This window comes from Ensifer sp. ENS10, assembly GCF_014852025.1.
GTDB lineage: Bacteria > Pseudomonadota > Alphaproteobacteria > Rhizobiales > Rhizobiaceae > Ensifer.
This window is the reverse complement of sequence record NZ_JACVAS010000008.1, coordinates 1-19,482: the sequence shown is the minus strand read 5'-3', so window position 1 is coordinate 19,482 and position 19,482 is coordinate 1. Positions and strand designations below refer to the sequence as shown.

Genomic DNA, 19,482 nt, shown 5'->3' with positions numbered 1-19,482 from the left:
TGTACGAAAAAAAGACTCCAAATTACGTTATAAACCACCTATGGAATGTGCACGATCTAAACGAATCACGGGGCCGGCCGATATGATTACTGCGGCTTCCCGCCGCCCGGGTTGCGGTGCCCGGCGAAGGCTTCAAGCGAGGTGTTAGATGCAAGACTTCAATAACTGTTTCGACTTCAGCCGAACCGACCTTGTCCTCCGTTTGAGGTCCCTGGCCGACGATTTGGAAGTTATTGGCGACGCGACGGTAGTACCCCTTCCGACAGTTCGGCTTGATCGATGGGCGTTGGCAAAGCGGGCGGTCCCCTGCTTAATTGGTACACCGACTGGACACCCGAGGATTGACGATGGGAGGCCATGCTTTTCCAGTGAGCTCTACTACCTCGACCCGCAAGCAGGCCTCGCGAGGACGTTCTCTCGCTGGTATAGGCTGGGGAAGCCAGTTGATCTTGCGCACTTCGATAAACGCGACGGGGGCTGGTCATGAAGGCTTGGATTTTTTCAGACCTTCACACCGAGTTCGACGAAAAGGTCGTTCCCCTGACAGTTCCCGAGGCTGACGTCTGCATTTGTGCAGGCGACATTTGCGATGGAGGTCCCGCAAAGACCGTCCGCTATCTAGGTGAACACGTCGCGCAGTCGATGCCAGTAATTCTGGTCCCCGGCAATCACGAGTACTACAGGTCTTCGATCGCGGAAGGCTTGAAAGAGGCGCTGGACATCGCGGCCAAGCGCTACCCCAATGTTCACGTGTTGAGCCGCCGTGCGGTCACCGTTGCCGGCTATCGGTTCGTCGGCGCGACGCTGTGGGGCGACTTCAACCTTTACGGCAACATGTATTGGGCGCTTCGTACTGCGCAGAATGAATTGAACGACTTTCGCAAAATCAAGGTTTCGAAGCAACCGTATCAGCGGTTCACGTCGGGCCATGCGAGCGGCTTCAATAACATGGACAAGCACTTTATCCGGACCACCCTTGACGAGCCATATGATGGTACGACGGTCGTCGTCACGCATCACGCGCCCAGTGTTCTTTCGCTCGCTCCGGAATTCGTCGGCGCACCGTTGACCCCAAGCTTCGTCTCAAATCTCGAGCTGGACATCGCCAAATACCAACCCGTCGCCTGGATTCACGGCCACCTGCACAATCGAAGCGACTACTCCATCATCGACACCCGAGTAGTCTGCAATCCGCGTGGTTATCCCGATGAACCGGTGCCCGATTTCGACCCGGGTCTTGTAATCAACCTCGGAGATCACACAGTTGGCTAGACGTTCTGACAAGCGGTTTCGCTGCCCCTGGAAGCTGTCGAAACCGAACGACGATCCTTATGTCACCCTGCCGGTTTTCCTGGCCTACTGTTCGATCGCGGCGGCGCTTCGTTCCAGGAATCGGAAGAACTCGAAGTTCATTGCGATTTTGCAAATCCAACACGACTGCTACTTGCCGATTTACTCCCAGGCTGCCGAGGTTTTTCTTATGGGCCTCTGGGAGGAGCGGGACTACAATCCGTGTATCAGCGCTTGGGACGAAAAACGCCACAGGGACCAAGTCGTGGCCCTAAACAAGGACCAGGCGATTTTCTTCGCAGGGCCCGACCGAGAGTTGGACACCGAAGCGTGGCTTCTCGCGGATGTCGTGGTGAGCGTAGCGCCACCGACCAGAAGGCAGGCAGAGGCGGCGCTGCGACGTTACGGCATTCCCGTGTCCGAGAGAGACGTCGAAATCCTGTTGTCGGAGACATGGTCTCGGCTACATCAGGCCTTCCAAACCCGCCGTCAGCCAGCTTCCGCGATGGAGCGGCTACGCCAGTATCCCCATGTTTCGCCAGTTGCAAACAAGGACTCCGAGGGCCCAATGCTTGCCGAAATGCACGGGTTCGGATCGCTTCTCGAATGGGGGCACGACCTCGCGATCGACTTGGCAGAGTACAAGGCGGGGCGCATCCAGTGGGAGGATGTCGACTCCGGAGTCTTGATTTACGGGCCGCCTGGATCGGGCAAAACGATGTTTGCCGGCGCGCTGGCGAAGACCTGCGGCGTTCCTTTAGTCTACGGCTCTGTTTCCGCGTGGCAGACAGCGGGGGCCTTGGACGAGCACTTGAAGGCAATGCGCGCATCGTTTGACGAAGCGAAAGCCAAGGCTCCATCGATCCTATTCGTAGACGAGGTCGACACGTTCGGAGACCGAAGCGCGACTGACCGCAACCGCGGCTACATGCGCTCCCTAATCGCCGGCTTCCTTGAATTGCTGGATGGTTTCAATCGACGCAAAGGGGTGATCGTCGTCTCGGCATGCAACAACCCGGAACAGCTCGACCCGGCAATCCGCCGACCAGGCCGGCTCGGTCAGCATTTCGAAGTGACGCTGCCTGACGAAAATGCCAGGCGTTCAATTCTGAAGCATCACAGCGGGATTGACCTCGATCCGAACCAGGCCGAGCAGTTTACCCTCGCGACCGAAGGTTATTCCGGAGCCGACATCGGGCAACTCGTGCGGTTTGCAAAGCGATCGGCGCGACGACGAAGGGAAGACCTCGCCGGTTCGCACATTGTTGCAGAATTGCCGACCGCACCCGAGCTTCCGACCGACTACCTTCGCTCCGTCGCGGTCCACGAGGCCGGACACGCCCTTGTCGCCGTCGAGCTCGGGTTCGGAGAACTGGTGAGCGTTAAAATCGCCAGCTACGCCATCCCTGGGAACGGCAATCAGGTCGGAGGGGCGGTCTACGCGATGCCGCGGCATATGCGCAGGACCAGGGCCGCCTACCTTGACGATATCGCCGTGAGCTTGGGAGGCATCGCTGCCGAAACGGTGGTGTTCGATGCGTTCTTCGACGGCGCGGCGGGTTCCCATACTGCCGACCTGAATACCGTGACCAGAGTCGCGACACTGTTGGAGGCCGGTCTCGGCATGGGGCACACGCTGGTGGTGGCTGATAACGCCGCGAGCCGCCTCGATGCCCTTCGTGCCAGCGATCCCGAATTGCGAAGGAGAGTGCACGACATCATCTCTAGCGAGTTCGAGCGGGCAAAGGAGATTGTCAGGAGTCGACGTGCCGCATTGGATGAGATCGCCGGACGATTGATCGAAGCGAAATCGCTGTCTGGCGACGAGGTCCGGGAGATCATCCAAAGACACCGTCGGCCGACGGTCAGCCTTGCGAAGCTTCCCCGCAGCATGGGTACATAGACATGCCACGGAAACGCAAATCGCGGAATATGCGCCGCTCGCGGTCGATCAGGTTGAAGCCGGCAGCGGAGCAACACACCGAAGATCGTTCTTTTGGCTCTGGTCTCGATGAGGTCGGGTTTCGTCCTCTGGGAAGGCGCATTTTGGTGGCCAAGTGCCGTTCGCAAGGCGAGCGGGCAAAGACTGCCTCAAAAACCAAGTCGGAACCGTCGACCGCGAAAGACAGCCCCGCACTGCTTGCGGACGACCCCTTAGGTTACGACACCCACGATCCGTCGTGGGTTCGCAAAGCGGTCGAGCATGCCTTGTCGGGTGCGGACAAGGACGCGATCGAGAAAGAGATCGACGCGGCGTTACGGCGGTGGAAGCTCCGGGACTGATCTGTATGAGCGGTATGATCGCATGGCCACGATCGGTGGCGAAACAGGAAAACGTTATACTCCGCTGCTCTTTGCTTGGTCGGCGAAACTTCGCATAGAAAAGTCCTCAGCAAAGGTCCGCGTTGACTTCGAAATGGCCTCGGCAGAAATCGCCGCTGAGGGGCATTTTGGCGGACCTAATCACGTTTCGAAGGAATCGGGTTCATGGAAGAGGTGTCGTCAGACAAGCTCGTCAGGATCGTGAGTAAGGTACGAGCCTCCCAAGCTTAGCCGGCAAGGCGACGACGGTCGATGCTTCCCAAAAACGATTTGTCGTGCGCCATTTGCTCGCCAGCGGTAGAAGTATTGGGGGAAGACAACTGACAAGAGCGCTCAACCTGCTAAGCTGTCTTTTGATCCCGATTCGGTGTCGAAGAATGTGGGACGTGTGAATATGATTTGCTTGAGGGGCGAGACATTTCCTACCAATGACGATAACGCCAAAATCCATCAAATTGCTTTGGTCTGGTGCGGCTGGACATTGTTCTTTTGAAGGTTGCCATGAACGCCTTTGTCACCCAGAAGCTCAAGGTGCTGCGCCGTATACCTTAGGTGAGATGGCGCATATTCGCGGTGATAAACCGGGCGCAAATCGACACGATTCTTCTCAGACGCAGGCCGAACGTGACGATTATGCAAATCTTATCTTGCTTTGTCCAACCCACCACACACTGATAGATAAAGAACAGAACGAAGGAGTGTACACGGTCGATATTCTTTTGACGATGAAGCAGGCCCATGAAGCTAAGGTGATAGCCAGAATGGCGGCCGACACGGAACCCGATCGCGTAACATTGTCGAAGCAAATATTGACCCTGATAGAGGAAAACTATCAGGTATGGCTTACATATGGCCCAATGTCAGATGCCGCCCGAAAAGAGCCCCACAACGAAGCTGTGCACGCAATATGGACTTCAGAAAGACTGTCGACCATCGTGCCTAACAACCGAACAATCTCTGCGATGCTTCTAAAACACCGAAAGGTGTTCGAATCAGAAGAACAAGCTGCTATTTCGGCTTTTTTGCTCCACGCTCGGAGCTATGAGCGTTGGGTGAACGACGAGATCAGTTACGCGGCGGTTCGAAGGTTTCCCCAAGAGTTCGCCGATACTATTAGGAAGATTGCACATGGCGGCGTTTAAAGACGAGTTCCCTTGGTCGAGCTACAACGGGCGCTTCAAATTCTTCGAAGACAGGATGAGCTTACATGAAAATGTAGGCGATCTCGTTGAATTGGGCGACGGCCTCTTTGAACTTAAAAGGATTTCTGGAGAGCAACTGCGTGTTTTTGTGTGCGAATGCTACACGTTTGGGGTCGCCGAGTTCATTGAAACTCGAGAGCATTGCGGCGATTTGAACGCAATTGTTATCAGCTCAAATTGGTGTGGCTATACGGACGAGGTGAAAGATCATTGCAAAGACATTCAAATTGGAGTCTTCACTATAGGCGAGTTCATGGGAGCACTAAACCGCGAAGATTTTTGGAATTACGTGGTTCCTGATGAAAAAAAGAGGCTTTGAACTAGAGGAGTTGTCGCAGAGCGTAAAAATCTATGGTTTCGGATCGTATTTCACCAATCCAGGGTCTGCGGGCGACATCGACTTGTTAATTCTTCATAGTAATGTAGGGCTCGCCTCGAGCCACTTCGCGATTGCTTGTAAGCAACGTCTAAGGTTCGCAATTCCTCGAGCGGATATAACGATGCTATCTGCTGCTGAAGAAGTGCAATTGGCGTTTATCGACAAGGCGCGGGCACGCCTGCTTGGCGATATCAACATGAATACAATGGATGGGGACTTGGATCAGCTTCTCAGCGATATAGCGCCGCGATGGTAGTAGACGTTACCGGCACAAACGCTTCGTTGTGCCAGGGTCTGGAGTGTTCATTGTGGCATCTAGGAATTAGGGGAGTTGTATGGCCAAGCCGACCGCGAAAAAGTCAAGGAAAAAGCGGCTTCCTCCCTTGGAAACTCGGTTCACCTTTCAAGATGGAGCGCTGGTCGCAAGTACTGGCAAAGCTCTTCGATCGGCACAGTATGCAGTATACGATGAGGCTACAGGCTTTGAACGTAACCTCAAGCTGTGGCGAAAGACAGGCACCGACGCTGACAATGATTTGAGGGACCTTTGGGTCCATGAAATGCGCCAGGTACAGCGCGTGATGTCGTACTCTGGTGCAAGTGACGTCATTGTGGACATCATCGAATTTGTAGAGGATGAGGAAAATTTTGGTGTGTTATTGGAGCACGCCGGTCAGCCTCTGTCGTTCAAGCGGGAGCACGTGTCAAGCCAACACTGGCTGAAGAACCTTGGAGCCGTTCGGGCACGATCTCTATTTTGGCAGAACTTCAAACGAGTTGTTTGGGCGTTGGGTATCATTCACGCCCAAGGTTTGGTTCACGGCAATATCGATACAGCGGCAATCATGACCGAGGGCGCTGACGAACCGGATTTTCAGCTCACCGGGTTTGAATGGAGCCTGCGGGTGGCTGCAGATAATCCCAACCCTCAGCATGCGAAAAAAGCGGACAAAGTGGTGTCCGCCCGGCCCTTGAAATACTCCTTTGAGGAAGATTGGAAATCGTTAGGACGCTTGATCGGCCAACTCCTAGATACAGGCATTCGCTCTTCGGGCGAACTGTACAACTTGGGAAAGCTCAAAACGCCGATATCGCTGAGTAATAGTGAACGAGTGCTGTTGAAACGCTTGGCTGCACCGACGCGCACCGACAATCTTGAGGCACAGTCAATCGTCCGCGCAATCGACGACGTTATTGCTGAAGTGGGCCGATCGGGAGCCGCCCGCGCGGGCACCTTGGTCCTTATGTTCACTCCCGCTTCGAAGTTAGGGGAAGCGGTTTACGACATGACAGGGGGGCAGATCGCAGTTGACGAATATCGTCGTCAGCTCGATTGGGTTCGGGCCGACCTCGATGGTGGAGCGACTTTGCTGGCACCCCGAGACTTCGAACCAAATACAAGCAAACTCCAACTGATCACTACGACGATGCGATACTTGCTAGTCCCTTTTCGGCAGGAGGGATCAGTAACTTGGGACATCGGCGTCTGCGTCACGGCGGAGCCCCGTCCTGAAGCACTCTCGTTCCACGAGCAAGAGGAACATGAATTGGCACAGCCGATTGAAGTCGTGGGCGCTTCACGTTTTGCGCAGGAGGCGCGCGCTCGGCTCGGTCCAGACGCGCTCGACTGGAGCGCTTTTGCGTCGACGAGAACATCTCGCGTGTCTGGAGGCCGGTTGGACCTGATACAACAAGCGTTGCTTTTGATTCAGGTTATCGAAGCCGTCGTAAAGGCTCTCGAAGTCTATCCTATTGAGATCATAAAGGAGCAGTCCGAAGCAGGCAGACAATTTGTACTTCTGCGCGGGGCACGCGACAACGATCGCGACAAGATCGCTAAGCGGATCGGTCTTATCGACACTCACACGTCCCTCAAACGTCTGTTCGAGGATGACCAGCGCGACGGTGATGGGAAGTGGCGCATATCGCAAGCTGCTAGCCTCGGCGCTAGTCGAAGGGAAGATGTAACTGCGACATTCACTCAGATAGAAGAACTCAACGGCAAACACGCATATCGCTTCGAATTAGATGAAGGATTACCAAACGGCCAAACTCTCTTCCTCAGAGCCGAGCGGGATGTTGGCACAGAAAACCAGATCGTACGGCGTTTGAAGATCATCAAGGGCCTTTCCACGCGCGTAGACTTGGCAGAGATGCTCGACAACGTTTGGCGAGTTCGCCGATCAAGCCGACTATCAATCGACACCAAGAACACCAACGACAAGCATTTGATGGATTTGGACGAGCCGAAGCGTTCTAGCTTGGCTGGACTATGGGAGACGTTGCCGGCCTATTTTGTGGTGGGGCCACCCGGCGTGGGTAAAACTAAACTGGCGACAGAGGTTGTTCGACGCCGCTTCGTTGAAGACTCTTCGACCCGAATGCTTGTCACAGCACAAGGACACGATGCGCTCGACCACCTTCAAGAAAAGGTGGAAGAGACCTTGAACGCAGCCAAACTCGATTTGATTGTTGCGCGGTCATCAACGCCGGACCGAAAAGCAGGAGCAACGGACGTCCAGCATACGGGACATGCTATATTACGTGTCCTCTCCGAAAGTAAGCTTGCCCAGCAGTTGCCGGTTTCAGCAAGGGACCGGATAATCTCGTTAGCCGAGGCTGTCGGTCGTGTTGCTCAATCACGCGACGCATCCCTAAGGGATGAGCGCGTGGGCCTTAATGCGGTGTCAAGCCTAGTTCTTGATGCGGCTAACGTCGTCGTATCGACACTGAACTCGGCGGACGTCGAGCGCCTTGTAGAAGCACGCGAACAATTTGACTGGGTAGTGGTGGAGGAGGCGGCAAAAGCGCTTGGCCCCGAACTGGTGGGGGCGCTTTCCCTTTCTGGCAGACGTTTGCTCATCGGCGACCACCATCAATTGCCGCCGTTCGAGGCAGATCGCCTGACAAAAATTTTGATCGACCACGGGCGAGTAGCCGAAGTGGTGCTAATTGCTGACCAGTATGTTGGTACATTGTTGCGCGATGGAGAGTTGAACGAACTCAACGAGGTCGCTGACAATGAAGGCAGGTTGCGTGAGATCGCGGATATAGGCCTGCGTTTGCTAGAGCCATTTAGGTCTGTAGTTTCTGAAGACGAAAGGCGCGCCAGGGTCGATCTCACACATCGGCCAGTCTCGTCCACTCTAACACAACAACGGCGTATGGACCCGGCAATCGCCGAGATCGTCTCGCGCTCGTTTTATCTCGGCGGGCTGTCAACGGAACACAACCGCGCGCAGGAAGCTAAGAAAGCGCCAGTTGGTTTTCACTGCAAAAGCCTCTCCACGTCGCCCGTAATCGTCATAGACTTCCCGCACGTAAGCGCGACGGGCGTCGGGGCCAAGTATGAACATTATCGCCCGCGATTCCACAATCCGGCAGAGGTACGAGCTGTAACGGAAATTTTGCGACGGCTCCGTCCTGATCGGATGGAAAGGCACGAAAAAAGCCCCTCTCTCGCAGTATTGTCTTTTTATAAGGCACAGGTAGAGAAGCTGAATGAGAAAATCGACGGCGCGATTAAAGCAGGTACATTAGCGCATCTTGGTGGCTTTGTCCCTGCAGCCACCAACGGAGCCTGGGCAAACACTGTCGACGGTTTCCAAGGCAATGAAGCCGATATCGTGATCCTATCATTGGTTAGAAACAATTCCGGAAGCGGTGTAAGCGCGCTAGGCTTCCTTCGTGATCGTCGCCGATGGAACGTCGCGCTAAGTCGCGCGAAATCGAAACTTGTAATCGTCGGTAGCCTGGCATTCTTGCGAGAGGCCGTGAGAGGCGTAAATCCCGATGGGTTGGATCACGACCTTGCGTTTCTCACAAGTGTCGATGAGGTCATCAATGAGTTGCTCGAGCGACCTTGTGGAGACGGGCCGGCCCCTGCGGCGCGCCTCCTTCCCAAAGACTTGGGAGTTTCTTAGTCATGCTGATAGCTGTTCCAATTTTTCGGTTGTCTTGTCGCGTGACGATTGACAAGGGGCGCGCGTGGAGCGTGGTCGAAGAAGCTATCCTATGGGCGGTCAGCCAGAATTCGGCGAGCGTGGCCGATCTCGTCGCAGCATCTGGGTTGAAAAAACAGGTGATTGTCGCGGCATTGTCGCGCTTGATGCGCTTCCGCTTGGTTGAACTGACTGTCGTCGGCGGTGCCGCTCGGTTCGTTGCAAGCAACTATGGTCGCGACGCCATCACAGGTGGCAAGCCGCTTCCGTTTTTTCCGAAAAAAGAGCCCAAACGAGTCGGGTTCGTCATCGAACGGGTAACTGGAGAGTACTTCCCTCAAGGACAGGTTCGTGTCGCATCGCGTAGCGGCCTAGAAGCTGACAGCGATCCCGACAAACGAATGATAGTAGTCGAAGGAGGCGGGCCTGTTATTTCGCACGAGGCAAACCTAGCCCGGCTAGCCCAAATTGCCGTGAACGGCTACGACGAACAACTCGCAAACGTGGATGGCCGGACCGCTTCGATGCGCTCTGAGTTCATGCTCGTTAGGGTTATCGACGGTGTGATACGAAATCTCCCTGAGGGCGCATCAGATAAATTGCGCGGCATAATCGAGCGAGTAGCAGCGTTGCCGTCAGCCAACGCCACAGTACCAGTAACCTACGAAGGTCCAAGCGCTGAGATAGAAGAGCCGGTCACTAGCCATAGCATCGAATTTCAGCCAGAAGACCTAATTGTCGGCGCGAAAAACCAAAAGGAATTGCTGATACAGCTGATATCGTCTGCCAAGTCTCGGATGATCATTCACTCAACATTTCTTGACCATAAAAGATTCCGAGAACTACTTCCCGAAATTCGTTCTGCATGCGTCCGTGGCGTAACTTTCGATCTTTTGTGGGGAGCCGAAAAACTCGGAGATGATGAGGAAATCAAGAATGCACTCTCAGCTGTAGAGATCGCGCGTATCGTACGCGAAGATGCTGACATTGGACGCCGGTTCCGTGTCCACATGAAGAGCACGGGATCACATGCGAAATTGCTGTTAGCTGACAACGAAGATGGCGACTGGCTCGCCGCGGTCGGCTCATGCAACTGGTTATCATCACCTTTCCTGGCGGTGGAACTGACTGTCGTACTCAGGACGCAGTCGGTGGTCGCGGACGTGGCTGTCGCGCTGCAGCGTATGGCGGGTCGGCGCGCGCTTTCCGACGACATCGCGACCGAGATGTCTTTTTTGGCTCGCGACCTTAAAAGCCGGAAAAGTCCCAGTGGTAATGGAACTGCTACCTTGATCCTTGGCGACCATCATGACGTCGTCATGCGAACAGGCAGCGGCATGGCAGTGCGGAAAGTCCTGGCAGGAAGTAATCGCTTAGGTTCAACAGCAAGACCGGGTTTCATAATCCAAGCTGAAGCTGCCCTTGAACGCCTGTCAGGCCTAGATGTCACTCTCCTTTACACAATAGCTTCTGGTCCATTGAGGAAGCGACACGCACGGACACTAGCTGAAGAAGCTGCTGACAACGGGTTTCGGCTGGTGCGGCTAGAAAAGCCACTCCTACATGGCAAGTTCCTATCGTGGGACGACGATGATGTCGCAATAACGAGCCTTAATTGGGGGTCTAGTAGAACACCAGACGATTTTCCAGAAGCTGAGATCGGCGTTCATATAAATTGCCCAGGGATCGCCCGTGATTTAATGCAACGGATCGAAAGTATTTACCCCGAGATAGGGCATGAAAGCTATCACCCGGTAGAGACAGCATGATGCCAATACAATTCCGCCCGATCGGGCCACCATCACTATGGTCAGAGTCTCGCATATCCACCGGTCATCGCCTGCTGCCAGAAATGCGCATAGACGTTGTTTGCAACCAGCTGCTTTTCCGCTGGCGTGAAGGGCGGCGTCGGGAGCTTTATGAAGACTTCATCGAGAATTAATGTCTCCACTTCGCCCTTCGTCTGCTCCTTTTCCCAAAAGCGTTCGAGTTTTGCGAGCTGCTGCTTGATCGTGGCTAACATCTCCCGGCTCGCCTGCTTGACACGTTCACGATCCGTCTTGCTCAGATCGTCCCTTTTCAGCAAGTCGAACACGGCCAGTTCCTCATCAGAGAGGTTCTCTGTCGCAGCCCGCTCCTGTTCCTCGTCGAGGCTTTGAACGAGTTCAACCAGCCGCCTGAAGGTCTCCTCGATCGTCGTGCGGTCCTTTTCGCTGTTGTAGTCGGCAACGATGTCTTCGTATTTTCTCTGGAAGTCCATGCGCGTGGGATTGCGCGCCAGCATCTCCGCAAGCTTCTCCTCAACGATGCTACGGATGTCCTGAATTGTCGTCGCTTTGCGGGTGACCTTCCTGGAGAACTCGTCACGCAGCCGTTCGAGGTTTATTTGGCTGAGATCGAAGGTCAAGCCCTCGGCCTGGTCTTGACCGAGTGCCTCAGTCCGGATGGAGTCGTTGACGATCCGATGTAACTCCTTCAACAACGCGGTGACATCGGCGGTGTCGCGCCGTTCGGTCAGCTTCTTGTAGATGGCTTCAATATTGTCGTGGCGCTCGGCATAGGCGAATACGCTCGGCTCCACCAGCAGTGATTTAAAGCGGATGAAGACCTGTCGAGCCATGATTTCGAAGCGGCGTTTGGCCTCATCGGTTGAATAGACTGCATCCACGGCATCGGCCAAGCCCTTTATCCGTGAGAAACCCTTCGCCCCGATCAAGGTCGCCGGCTCGAAGCCGAACCCACGCAAATGCGCCTCGGTTGCCTCGATGGCCTCGATGAGGGCCTGAACCCGTTCTTCGATCGGCGCGACGATTTCCTCGCCGCCGGCACCATCCTCACCCAGCGCGTACTGCGCAAGTGCGGCGCGAAGGCTCTTCAACATACCGTTATAGTCGACAATGAGGCCGTGGTCCTTCCCGGGATAGACCCGGTTCGCCCGAGCTATGGCCTGCATCAGTGTATGCGCCTTCATCGGCTTGTCGATGTAGAGGGTAGAAAGGCATTCGACGTCGAAGCCCGTCAACCACATCGCGCAAACGATCGCAACGCGGAAGGGATGCTTCGGGTCTTTGAATGCAGTTTCGACGTCAACGCGCTCGCCGCTATCGGTCTCGAAGCCCTTCTTCATCAGTGCGCGATGAGGAATTATGTCGAAGGCCCATTTCTTGAAATCGGCGACCTCGTTCTGCGCTTCACTGATGATGATCTCGACAATCGTCTCGTCGAGCCACGTGGCTTTCCTTTCGAGATTTTCGATTTTGTCATTCAGCTCGGCACGGGCGGCTTCATCGGTGGTCGCTATGGCCTCAGCTTTTTTGACTTCGATTTCAGCGCGGACTTCGGCGGCCTTGGCCTGCCAGTGCGGCGTAATCAGTTGGTACATGCGGGCGCAGGTGATCTTGTCGATACAGACAAACAAAGACTTCCCGGTTTCCCACCGTATTGCGCAATGCTCGACGAAATCTGCCGCAATCTTATTCAACCGCTCGTCGGCCGTGATGACCTCGTAATCCTTGCCAAGCAGCTTGTCGAGCAGTGTGGCCTGATCGGGGTCGAGTTCGGCCTCCTCGATCTTCGCCGCAATGCGGTCGTTCAAATCCGCACGGGAGACGCCGAGTTTTTCGCCGCGGTTCTCGTAAATGAGTTTGACCGTCGCGCCATCCTCTTCGGACCGCTTGAAATCATACTTGGAAACGTAGTCCCCGAAGATGCGCTTGGTAATTTCGTCCTGCTTGAAGAGGGGGGTTCCCGTGAAGCCGATAAAGGCGGCATTCGGCAGGGCCAGACGCATATTGCGCGCGAGCCGCCCGGCCTGCGTGCGGTGCGCCTCGTCCGATATCACGATGATGTCGTCGCGCTCGCTGTAGGGCTCCTTGGGGTCGACATCCTGATTGAACTTGTGGATCAGGCTGAAAATGTAGCGGTGGTTTTCCTGCAGCAGCTTTTGCAGGTCGGTTCCTGACGCAGCACGCGGCGTGTCCTTGTCTACAACTCCGGTCCCCACGAAAGACTTGTAAATCTGGCTGTCGAGGTCTTGCCGATCGGTCATGAGCAGGAAGGTGAAATTGCCCTCGATCTTTCGGCGGACCTTCTCGGCAAAAAAGGCCATCGAGTAGCTCTTACCGCTGCCTTGCGTGTGCCAGAAGACCCCAAGTCTTCCGAGGTCGGGATGAGCACGTTCAACGATATTAACGGGCCCTTCTGGAATGAAGGACGGCAATTTTGACAACCCAGCTTCCCTTGCCGCAACGAGCCGCTTCTGATCCTCGGCGGCGCGCCTCTCCAGCGGTAGTTCAATGACTCGATGCCGAAGTCGCTTCTCAGGTGGGAATTCCCGCTTTAGCTCTTCCTGATGGGCGACGGACGCGACGGCGCGGTTGACGCCGAGAACCTGATGGTTGCGTGCGACCACCTTGCGTGTCTTTCCAGCCTTGCTCTCGTCGAACAGGATGAAGTTCTCGACAATATCGAGCAGCCGGTCATGCGCCAACATGCCGTCAAGCAGCGCTTCGGCGTCCACCTTGCCCTTGTCGGCTTCATCCTGCCGCTTCCACTCGTAGAAATGATCCCACTCGCTGGTGATCGAGCCATAGCGGGCGCGATCACCATTCGACACGATCAGAAAAGCGTTATGGTGGAAGGCATGGGCGATCACGTTCTCGTCCATGTAGTCGCTGAGATTGCCGTCAAATCCAGCGCGGATGTTCTTGTAGACCGCCTTCAACTCAATGAAGACAAGGGGCAGCCCATTGACGAAGCAGACCAGGTCGGCACGGCGATTGTAATTCGGGGTGCGCAAACCCGTGAGCTTCAGTTCCCGGACTGCAAGGAAGCGGTTCGATCCGGGCTTGTTGTCAAAATCGATCACGCGTGCGCGGATATCATGACGCTTTCCGGCGGCGTCACGCCACGAAACGGGAACGCCATTGCGGATAAGGCGCACGAAGTCTTGATTATGCTGGATGAGCGAACGGCTGAAGTCGTTGGATGTAAGCGCGCGCAGAGCGTCTTCGATAGCGGAAGTGGGCAGTTCGGGATTTAAGCGTTCCAACGCTGCGCGAAGGTCGCGGGTGAGGACTGCTTCATTCGTGCTGTTACGACCGAGCGTACCCTCAGGCCCAAAGGTCTCTTCGTTGAAGGCATAGACGGTCTCCCACCCGAGCCCGTCTTTCAAATGCTCGGCGAAGGTTTTCTGCACCAGCCGATCTTCGCCGTTAATGCCAGTGACTGCCATTCAACCTTCCACCACCTTTCCCGTCACGATCTCGCCCCGCCGAACCGTGATATGCAGTCGTCCTGCGAATGTAACGCCTTGTGCCAATTGCGCAAGTTGTCTGAAAGCGGGGGCACGACCTTCGCCTGTGGGCTCGCCACGCGGCAGCTACACCGCAATTTCCCCATTCATCAGGCGCGGCAAGAGAAGATCGCGAGCTTGGACGAGCTTCCGATTTTGCTGTTCGAGCTTCGAGATCAATTGAAAGTTCGGTTCGGTAGATTCATGAAAATGCGCCAAAAGTGCCTTTGGCGGCACGACAACAATTGCCCGCTCGAAGTCATCTGGGCGAACCGCAGGATAACCTGCTCCCGTCGCGTGGTTCACTAGGTGACCTACGAATTGGTCGGTGGTCACGGACACGTAGAGCCAGGTAAAAGGGACCTCCCGGGCTGACAACACCGTGAACCCGGTGGAAATAACGTCGATGTCCGACGGTTCTAGGACCAGGGCAAAGGCGCGCAGATTCGGCCTGACATTCGACCAGATTATGTCCCCAGATTTGGCCTTGCGGCGTGCGCGTCCAGGGGCATCATTTGATGACATTCGGGTCTTCGATATAATTCTACCCTGAGAGACTGACGAGATGTCGATGTAGGTGATCTCATCCGGTAGCCCCTTTGCCTGATAGCTCTCTCTATTGGTATCAGCCACATCTCCCAGCGTCCTTTGCTTCCACCCCTCCGGCAACCCACCAATGAACTTGGTGTGCTCGTGACCTGGAAAACGGAAGTGGACGAACCACTCGCGATAGAGCATCCGCGCCGCTTGCTCCAACAGCGCAATCCGCCGTAGGTTGTTGCCGATTAGGTCGTCGTAGCCAGATATGATCTCTTCCAGCCTTTTTTGCTGGTGCAACGGTGGAAGTGGCAACTCGATACGACTCATATCGCGTATCGGCAATTGCGGCTGAGCAACGCCGCTACGCATTTGTCCGACCTGCAATTTGAAGGCATCAGAGCGTAAGAACGCATACAGATACGAAGGAAGGATTTTGGAACGATCACACCTAAGAATCACCATTCCGGAATTTATGCGTACGTTTTCGTATGAAACGCTGTCATCGTAGTGTGCAACGTTACCAAGTGTGCCGCGCGTGGTTAATACCACGTCATGCCTCTGGAGCTTTCCCTTGCGAAGCTGAGCATCCTTCTGCTCATCAACAAACTGACCAGTGCTGAAATCAAATCCAGACTTAGTGACGTTGGTGGCGCTTAGGAAAAGGCAATATCCTGAATCGCGAAAATCACTTTGTTTTGGATAAGCCTTGCCGCGATCTCCGTCAATGATTTCGAACGGAGCGTTCGCAAAGTTGGTGACAAGATAACCCAACTTAACCTCCCAGTTCTTCGAAATTCTTGGTAATGCGCACCGCCAGTTCGACAGCCTCGTCGTTAAGGCCCTTCAGATCGATATGGATAGAGCGCAAAGCTTCCTCAAAATCGAAGTCGTCGTCCGCTTCCTCCTTCGCGACGCCGACATAGCGGCCCGGTGTGAGGCTCCAGTCATGGCCCTTGATCGTGGTGCGATCGACGCGCTTCGCAAGCCCCTCAACATCCCGCCACACCGCATCCGGGAACCGCTCCTGCAACCAGTCTGCCTGCTTGCCGAAATAACGCGTCAGCCGCAGTGACTCGACAGCCGCAGCTCGTGCTTCATCGAGCGCCTTGCGAGCCCGGTTTATTTCCGCATTGTTCCAAATGCCGGTATCCCGCGCCGACAACTCCTTCACAGCAATGTCAATCACCCGGCCCACCAGCTTTGCCGCAAGGTCGATCTGCTTCGTTAAATCTCGGCACTGTTCAGCCAGTGGATGCAGAGCAATTCGCGCAGCGTTTAGCCCAACATTGTCACGTGCCGCCTCCGCCCACGTCGTATCCTGCGCCGCCGCTTCCGTGCTGAACGCCCGGACGTCGGTTACCAGTAGTGCCTGCAGATCGCAAAGCTCATCCAACGGGCCGGCCAACGGATCATCTTCGCGCATCATTCTTGCGAAGGGTTTCATCAAATCGATGAGTTTGCCGAACGCCGCCTCGAAAGCCAACAGCGGTTCCCGCGCCTTCGCACCAAGATCGATTGCCTCGATCAGATAACTTTCCACCAACTTCAGGAACCGGTCCTGTTGACCGCGATATAGCCAGACGATGGCGGCAATGTTCTTCTGCTGCTCCGGACTGAAATCGCATACGGAACGCGAGACTTTGCGGAAGATTTGCCGCGCGTCGAGCATCAGCACATGGTCGCGTCTCGCTTCATCCTTCTCCTTCGTTCGGTCGAAAAACCAAAGTTGGCAGGGTACCGTGCGCGTATAAAAGAAGTTGCTGCGAATATCGATCATGACATCGACCGCGCCAGTCTCGACGAGCTTCTGGCGCACGATCGCTTCATCGCGGCCGGCGCTCGATGCCTGCGAGGACATGACCACGCCCGCACGGCCCGTCTCGTTGAGGTAACTGTAGAAATAGGACAGCCAGAGGTAGTTGGCGTTCGAGACTTTCTTGGTCTTGTTCACACCCGGCAGACCGAAAGGCAGGCGTTTGTCGCCCTTCACCTTCTCGGCATCTACTTCATCGACGTTGAACGGCGGATTGGCCATCACGAAGTCGCACTTGCCGACGAGTTCGTGCGGGTCCTTGTAGTAGGTAATCGCTTCGTTTCCGGCGCGGATCGTGCCTTGCAGGCCGTGGACCGCGAGATTGATCTGCGCAAGCCTGGCCGTCGTTTCGTTCTTCTCGTGACCGTAGAAGGTGACACGCTTCATCGTGTCCTGACCGGCATCCTCAATGAAGTGACTTGACTGGACGAACATACCTCCCGAGCCACAGGCGGGGTCGAAAATGGTGCCGTGGTCCGGCTCGATCACGTTCACGATCGTCTGCACGATCGAGGGGGGCGTGAAGAACTCGCCGCCGTCATGCGCCCCCTGCTTCGAAAATTCGGCCAGGAAGTATTCGTAGATGCGTCCGAAGACGTCCCCGGAAGCCGCGCGCAAGCCCTCGGTATCGAATACCCGCATCATCTCTTCCAAAACACTCGCATCGAACCGCCCGTAGTCTTTCGGCAGCTGACCCGACAATGGCGGAAAGGCGTCTTCGATGGCGTCCATGGCCGCGGTCAAGGCCGCGCCGAGATTTCCATCCTTTGGAGTCTTGAGAATGACATCAAATCGCGCGGCCTCCGGAAGGTTTAAGGCGCGACGGCGGGTAAAGTCGGCATCAACCAGCGGGCGATCCGGCATCTTGCCAGCTGCCTTGTCTGCATCGATCGCAGCCTTCGCTTCATAGAAGCGGTTCGTCGCATGGCGGAGGAAAATCAAGCCCATGATAGGCATGAAATATTCGTTCGAAGCCAGGTTGGAGTTCGCACGAAGAGTGTCGGCGAGCTTCCAAAGGCCAGATTCGAATTTCTCCAGTCCTTGCAGGTGGTCAGCGATCATACTATTGCGGTCCTTCACTTGTTTTCGTCATTCATTCCTCGCGGTATGCAAATGAGTGCCGTGGATGCAGCCACGGTCATCGGCGTCCTGGCATTTTCCAGGGGCCCTCGACGCGGAAGCCTACTTAACCAAGACCCCATCCTCGCGTCGGATTTCATAGTAGTCGTCACGAACATCGGCAAAGTACTCGGATTGGGCAGGCAAAAACCTCGGAGGCAGAGGTGTGGACGCCAATGGGTTGTGAGCGACAATCATGGGGCGGGGTTCGCCAAGCAGGAGAATTTCGTCGACATCGACGGCCCAGATCGCGCTGATAGGGGAGAAAGCCGGGTCCAGAAATGTGTCCGCCGGGACTTCAGCGCCTGATGGCTTCCGAACTCGTGTCCGATGTTGATGTCCAGCGCCGAGTTCTTTCAGTGTTACGCGATCGATCCTGATTTGCAGCGGACCAATGGCTAGCGTGGCCTCAACCGCGAAAGGATGTTGGCTGATACCATTCAACTCAGTAAAAACACCGCCGAACCCACGGAGCAGACGCCCATTGACAGCGACAACATAGACGTCGCCCTCACGGACTATTCTCTTGTCCAAATAACCCGGAACCCGATCGCCGGTCTTTCGGTCAATGCGTCCCAGAAGTTTTTCCGCCTTTCCCTTTAGAGCAGCAGTCCATCTTAGGAGCAATTCCTCGTGTGGGAAGCTGACTACGTTGCCGACGGTGTGATTTATCCAGGCGTCTGGCAGGCCCGTTGGCTCGGGCGTAATCACCTCAATCCATATGCGTTGACCGCCATGCTCGACCAGAAAATCGGGACCTTCCGCCGCGTGGGACAGCTTCAATCCGGATGCTTCCAGTTGGTGGGCCAGGAGCACTTCAGTAAACTGTTGCCAGAATACGGAGTGGTTGTCCGAGCAAAGCCGTTGCTCACAGTTGTTGTCGGCGAGGCCGGACGCGATATGATCCCGACACAGGCGAAGTGTTCGTTCTCGAATCGCGTCTCCAGCTTCGCCCGGAAACGGATATCGCCTGGCGATTGCCTCCTCGAGGCTCATTGAACTGTGTCTTTCGATTGAGCCTGACTCTTCAACGACGTCTTCCAATTCATTCGCTTGTCACCCGGTAACGTCGGCGAATTAGTCTTCGTCAACGCTCTCACAATTAGTAGACGCGAGGCGATTCGTCATGCTGCCATCGAGTCTATCGTTCGTCCTACAACTGAACTCGAGGTCGCGAGTTTTGTGCCGCTTCAGTGGCAGCTTTGCGGGAGTTGGGTAGCCACAAGTATTGAAAGACCCCAACCTTCTGAAAAAGCAAAATCGAGGACATCGTTACATGTACCATCTCAGTCAATCACGGACACGTCGAGCAATAATGGAAGACTTCGTTTGAAAATCAAAGGGTTATTGACCCTTATTCACTTTATATGTTAGGATTGGCTAACGTGAAAGTCGGTCGAGAACTCAAACGAGAACGATTAGCCTCAAGACAATCTGGGCCACCTTTCAAATCGAAGTAAGCGCGTAGGGACCCCCACGTATCATTTGGCGCGCTGATCGGGGATTTTGTGCATGAGTTATGCGGAGAATCCTATGAGCGACAGTGTGAATCAGCCACGAACATTCGAGGTTTTGACGGCGGC

General features: G+C 55.3%; 13 protein-coding genes. 9 read left to right on the top strand and 4 right to left on the bottom strand.

Features of this window, described 5'->3' with window-relative positions; genetic code table 11:
- Positions 1-148: 148 nt before the first annotated feature.
- The 9 genes from IB265_RS37610 to IB265_RS24380 all read left to right on the top strand — a co-directional run bounded on the left by IB265_RS37610 (position 149) and on the right by IB265_RS24380 (position 10,903).
- The gene (locus IB265_RS37610; protein ID WP_309140453.1) at positions 149-487 is read left to right on the top strand and encodes a DUF6634 family protein; all 339 of its coding nucleotides are present in this window, start codon (positions 149-151) and stop codon (positions 485-487) included.
- The gene (locus tag IB265_RS24415; RefSeq protein ID WP_192495222.1) at positions 484-1,272 is read left to right on the top strand and encodes a metallophosphoesterase; all 789 of its coding nucleotides are present in this window, start codon (positions 484-486) and stop codon (positions 1,270-1,272) included. Before IB265_RS37610 ends, IB265_RS24415 begins: the two co-directional genes overlap by 4 nt.
- Positions 1,265-3,193, top strand: a complete 1,929-nt coding sequence (locus IB265_RS24410) for an AAA family ATPase (protein ID WP_246806028.1) — start codon at positions 1,265-1,267, stop codon at positions 3,191-3,193. Before IB265_RS24415 ends, IB265_RS24410 begins: the two co-directional genes overlap by 8 nt.
- Before the next feature lie 2 nt (positions 3,194-3,195).
- Complete coding sequence (locus IB265_RS24405) at positions 3,196-3,573, top strand: hypothetical protein (RefSeq protein WP_192495221.1); 378 nt, start codon at positions 3,196-3,198, stop codon at positions 3,571-3,573.
- A gap of 467 nt (positions 3,574-4,040) precedes the next feature.
- Entirely contained in the window at positions 4,041-4,754 is a 714-nt protein-coding gene (locus tag IB265_RS24400) for an HNH endonuclease (RefSeq protein ID WP_192495220.1), read from the top strand.
- The gene (locus tag IB265_RS24395) at positions 4,741-5,133 is read left to right on the top strand and encodes a hypothetical protein (RefSeq protein ID WP_192495219.1); all 393 of its coding nucleotides are present in this window, start codon (positions 4,741-4,743) and stop codon (positions 5,131-5,133) included. The genes IB265_RS24400 and IB265_RS24395 overlap by 14 nt, the downstream gene beginning before the upstream one ends.
- Entirely contained in the window at positions 5,114-5,449 is a 336-nt protein-coding gene (locus tag IB265_RS24390; protein WP_192495218.1) for a hypothetical protein, read from the top strand. Before IB265_RS24395 ends, IB265_RS24390 begins: the two co-directional genes overlap by 20 nt.
- A 79-nt stretch (positions 5,450-5,528) precedes the next feature.
- Positions 5,529-9,116, top strand: coding sequence for a DEAD/DEAH box helicase (locus IB265_RS24385; protein ID WP_192495217.1), 3,588 nt, complete (start codon positions 5,529-5,531; stop codon positions 9,114-9,116).
- A 2-nt stretch (positions 9,117-9,118) separates the two neighbouring features.
- Positions 9,119-10,903, top strand: coding sequence for a phospholipase D-like domain-containing protein (locus IB265_RS24380; protein ID WP_192495216.1), 1,785 nt, complete (start codon positions 9,119-9,121; stop codon positions 10,901-10,903).
- A gap of 41 nt (positions 10,904-10,944) precedes the next feature.
- On the opposite strand, the gene IB265_RS24375 is transcribed toward IB265_RS24380, so the two are convergent.
- The 4 genes from IB265_RS24375 to IB265_RS24360 all read right to left on the bottom strand — a co-directional run bounded on the left by IB265_RS24375 (position 10,945) and on the right by IB265_RS24360 (position 18,895).
- A complete protein-coding gene (locus IB265_RS24375; protein WP_192495215.1) occupies positions 10,945-14,367 on the bottom strand; it encodes a type I restriction endonuclease subunit R in 3,423 nt (1,140 codons plus the stop codon).
- Positions 14,368-14,514: 147 nt separating this feature from the next.
- Positions 14,515-15,738: a restriction endonuclease subunit S gene (locus IB265_RS24370; protein WP_192495214.1), complete on the bottom strand. Its 1,224-nt coding sequence runs from the start codon at positions 15,736-15,738 to the stop codon at positions 14,515-14,517.
- 1 nt (position 15,739) lies between these two features.
- Entirely contained in the window at positions 15,740-17,842 is a 2,103-nt protein-coding gene (locus tag IB265_RS24365; RefSeq protein ID WP_192495213.1) for a class I SAM-dependent DNA methyltransferase, read from the bottom strand.
- A 120-nt stretch (positions 17,843-17,962) separates the two neighbouring features.
- Complete coding sequence (locus tag IB265_RS24360; RefSeq protein WP_192495212.1) at positions 17,963-18,895, bottom strand: hypothetical protein; 933 nt, start codon at positions 18,893-18,895, stop codon at positions 17,963-17,965.
- Between the last annotated feature and the right edge of the window lie 587 nt (positions 18,896-19,482).

What these genes read in the sequence shown, in the direction of transcription:
- IB265_RS37610 (WP_309140453.1), top strand. Translation starts at nt 149, where the DNA reads ATGCAAGACTTCAATAACTGTTTCGACTTCAGCCGAACCGACCTTGTC.
- IB265_RS24415 (WP_192495222.1), top strand. Translation starts at nt 484, where the DNA reads ATGAAGGCTTGGATTTTTTCAGACCTTCACACCGAGTTCGACGAAAAG.
- IB265_RS24405 (WP_192495221.1), top strand. Translation starts at nt 3,196, where the DNA reads ATGCCACGGAAACGCAAATCGCGGAATATGCGCCGCTCGCGGTCGATC.
- IB265_RS24400 (WP_192495220.1), top strand. Translation starts at nt 4,041, where the DNA reads ATGACGATAACGCCAAAATCCATCAAATTGCTTTGGTCTGGTGCGGCT.
- IB265_RS24395 (WP_192495219.1), top strand. Translation starts at nt 4,741, where the DNA reads ATGGCGGCGTTTAAAGACGAGTTCCCTTGGTCGAGCTACAACGGGCGC.
- IB265_RS24390 (WP_192495218.1), top strand. Translation starts at nt 5,114, where the DNA reads ATGAAAAAAAGAGGCTTTGAACTAGAGGAGTTGTCGCAGAGCGTAAAA.
- IB265_RS24385 (WP_192495217.1), top strand. Translation starts at nt 5,529, where the DNA reads ATGGCCAAGCCGACCGCGAAAAAGTCAAGGAAAAAGCGGCTTCCTCCC.
- IB265_RS24380 (WP_192495216.1), top strand. Translation starts at nt 9,119, where the DNA reads ATGCTGATAGCTGTTCCAATTTTTCGGTTGTCTTGTCGCGTGACGATT.
- IB265_RS24375 (WP_192495215.1), bottom strand. Translation starts at nt 14,367, where the DNA reads ATGGCAGTCACTGGCATTAACGGCGAAGATCGGCTGGTGCAGAAAACC.
- IB265_RS24365 (WP_192495213.1), bottom strand. Translation starts at nt 17,842, where the DNA reads ATGATCGCTGACCACCTGCAAGGACTGGAGAAATTCGAATCTGGCCTT.
- IB265_RS24360 (WP_192495212.1), bottom strand. Translation starts at nt 18,895, where the DNA reads ATGAGCCTCGAGGAGGCAATCGCCAGGCGATATCCGTTTCCGGGCGAA.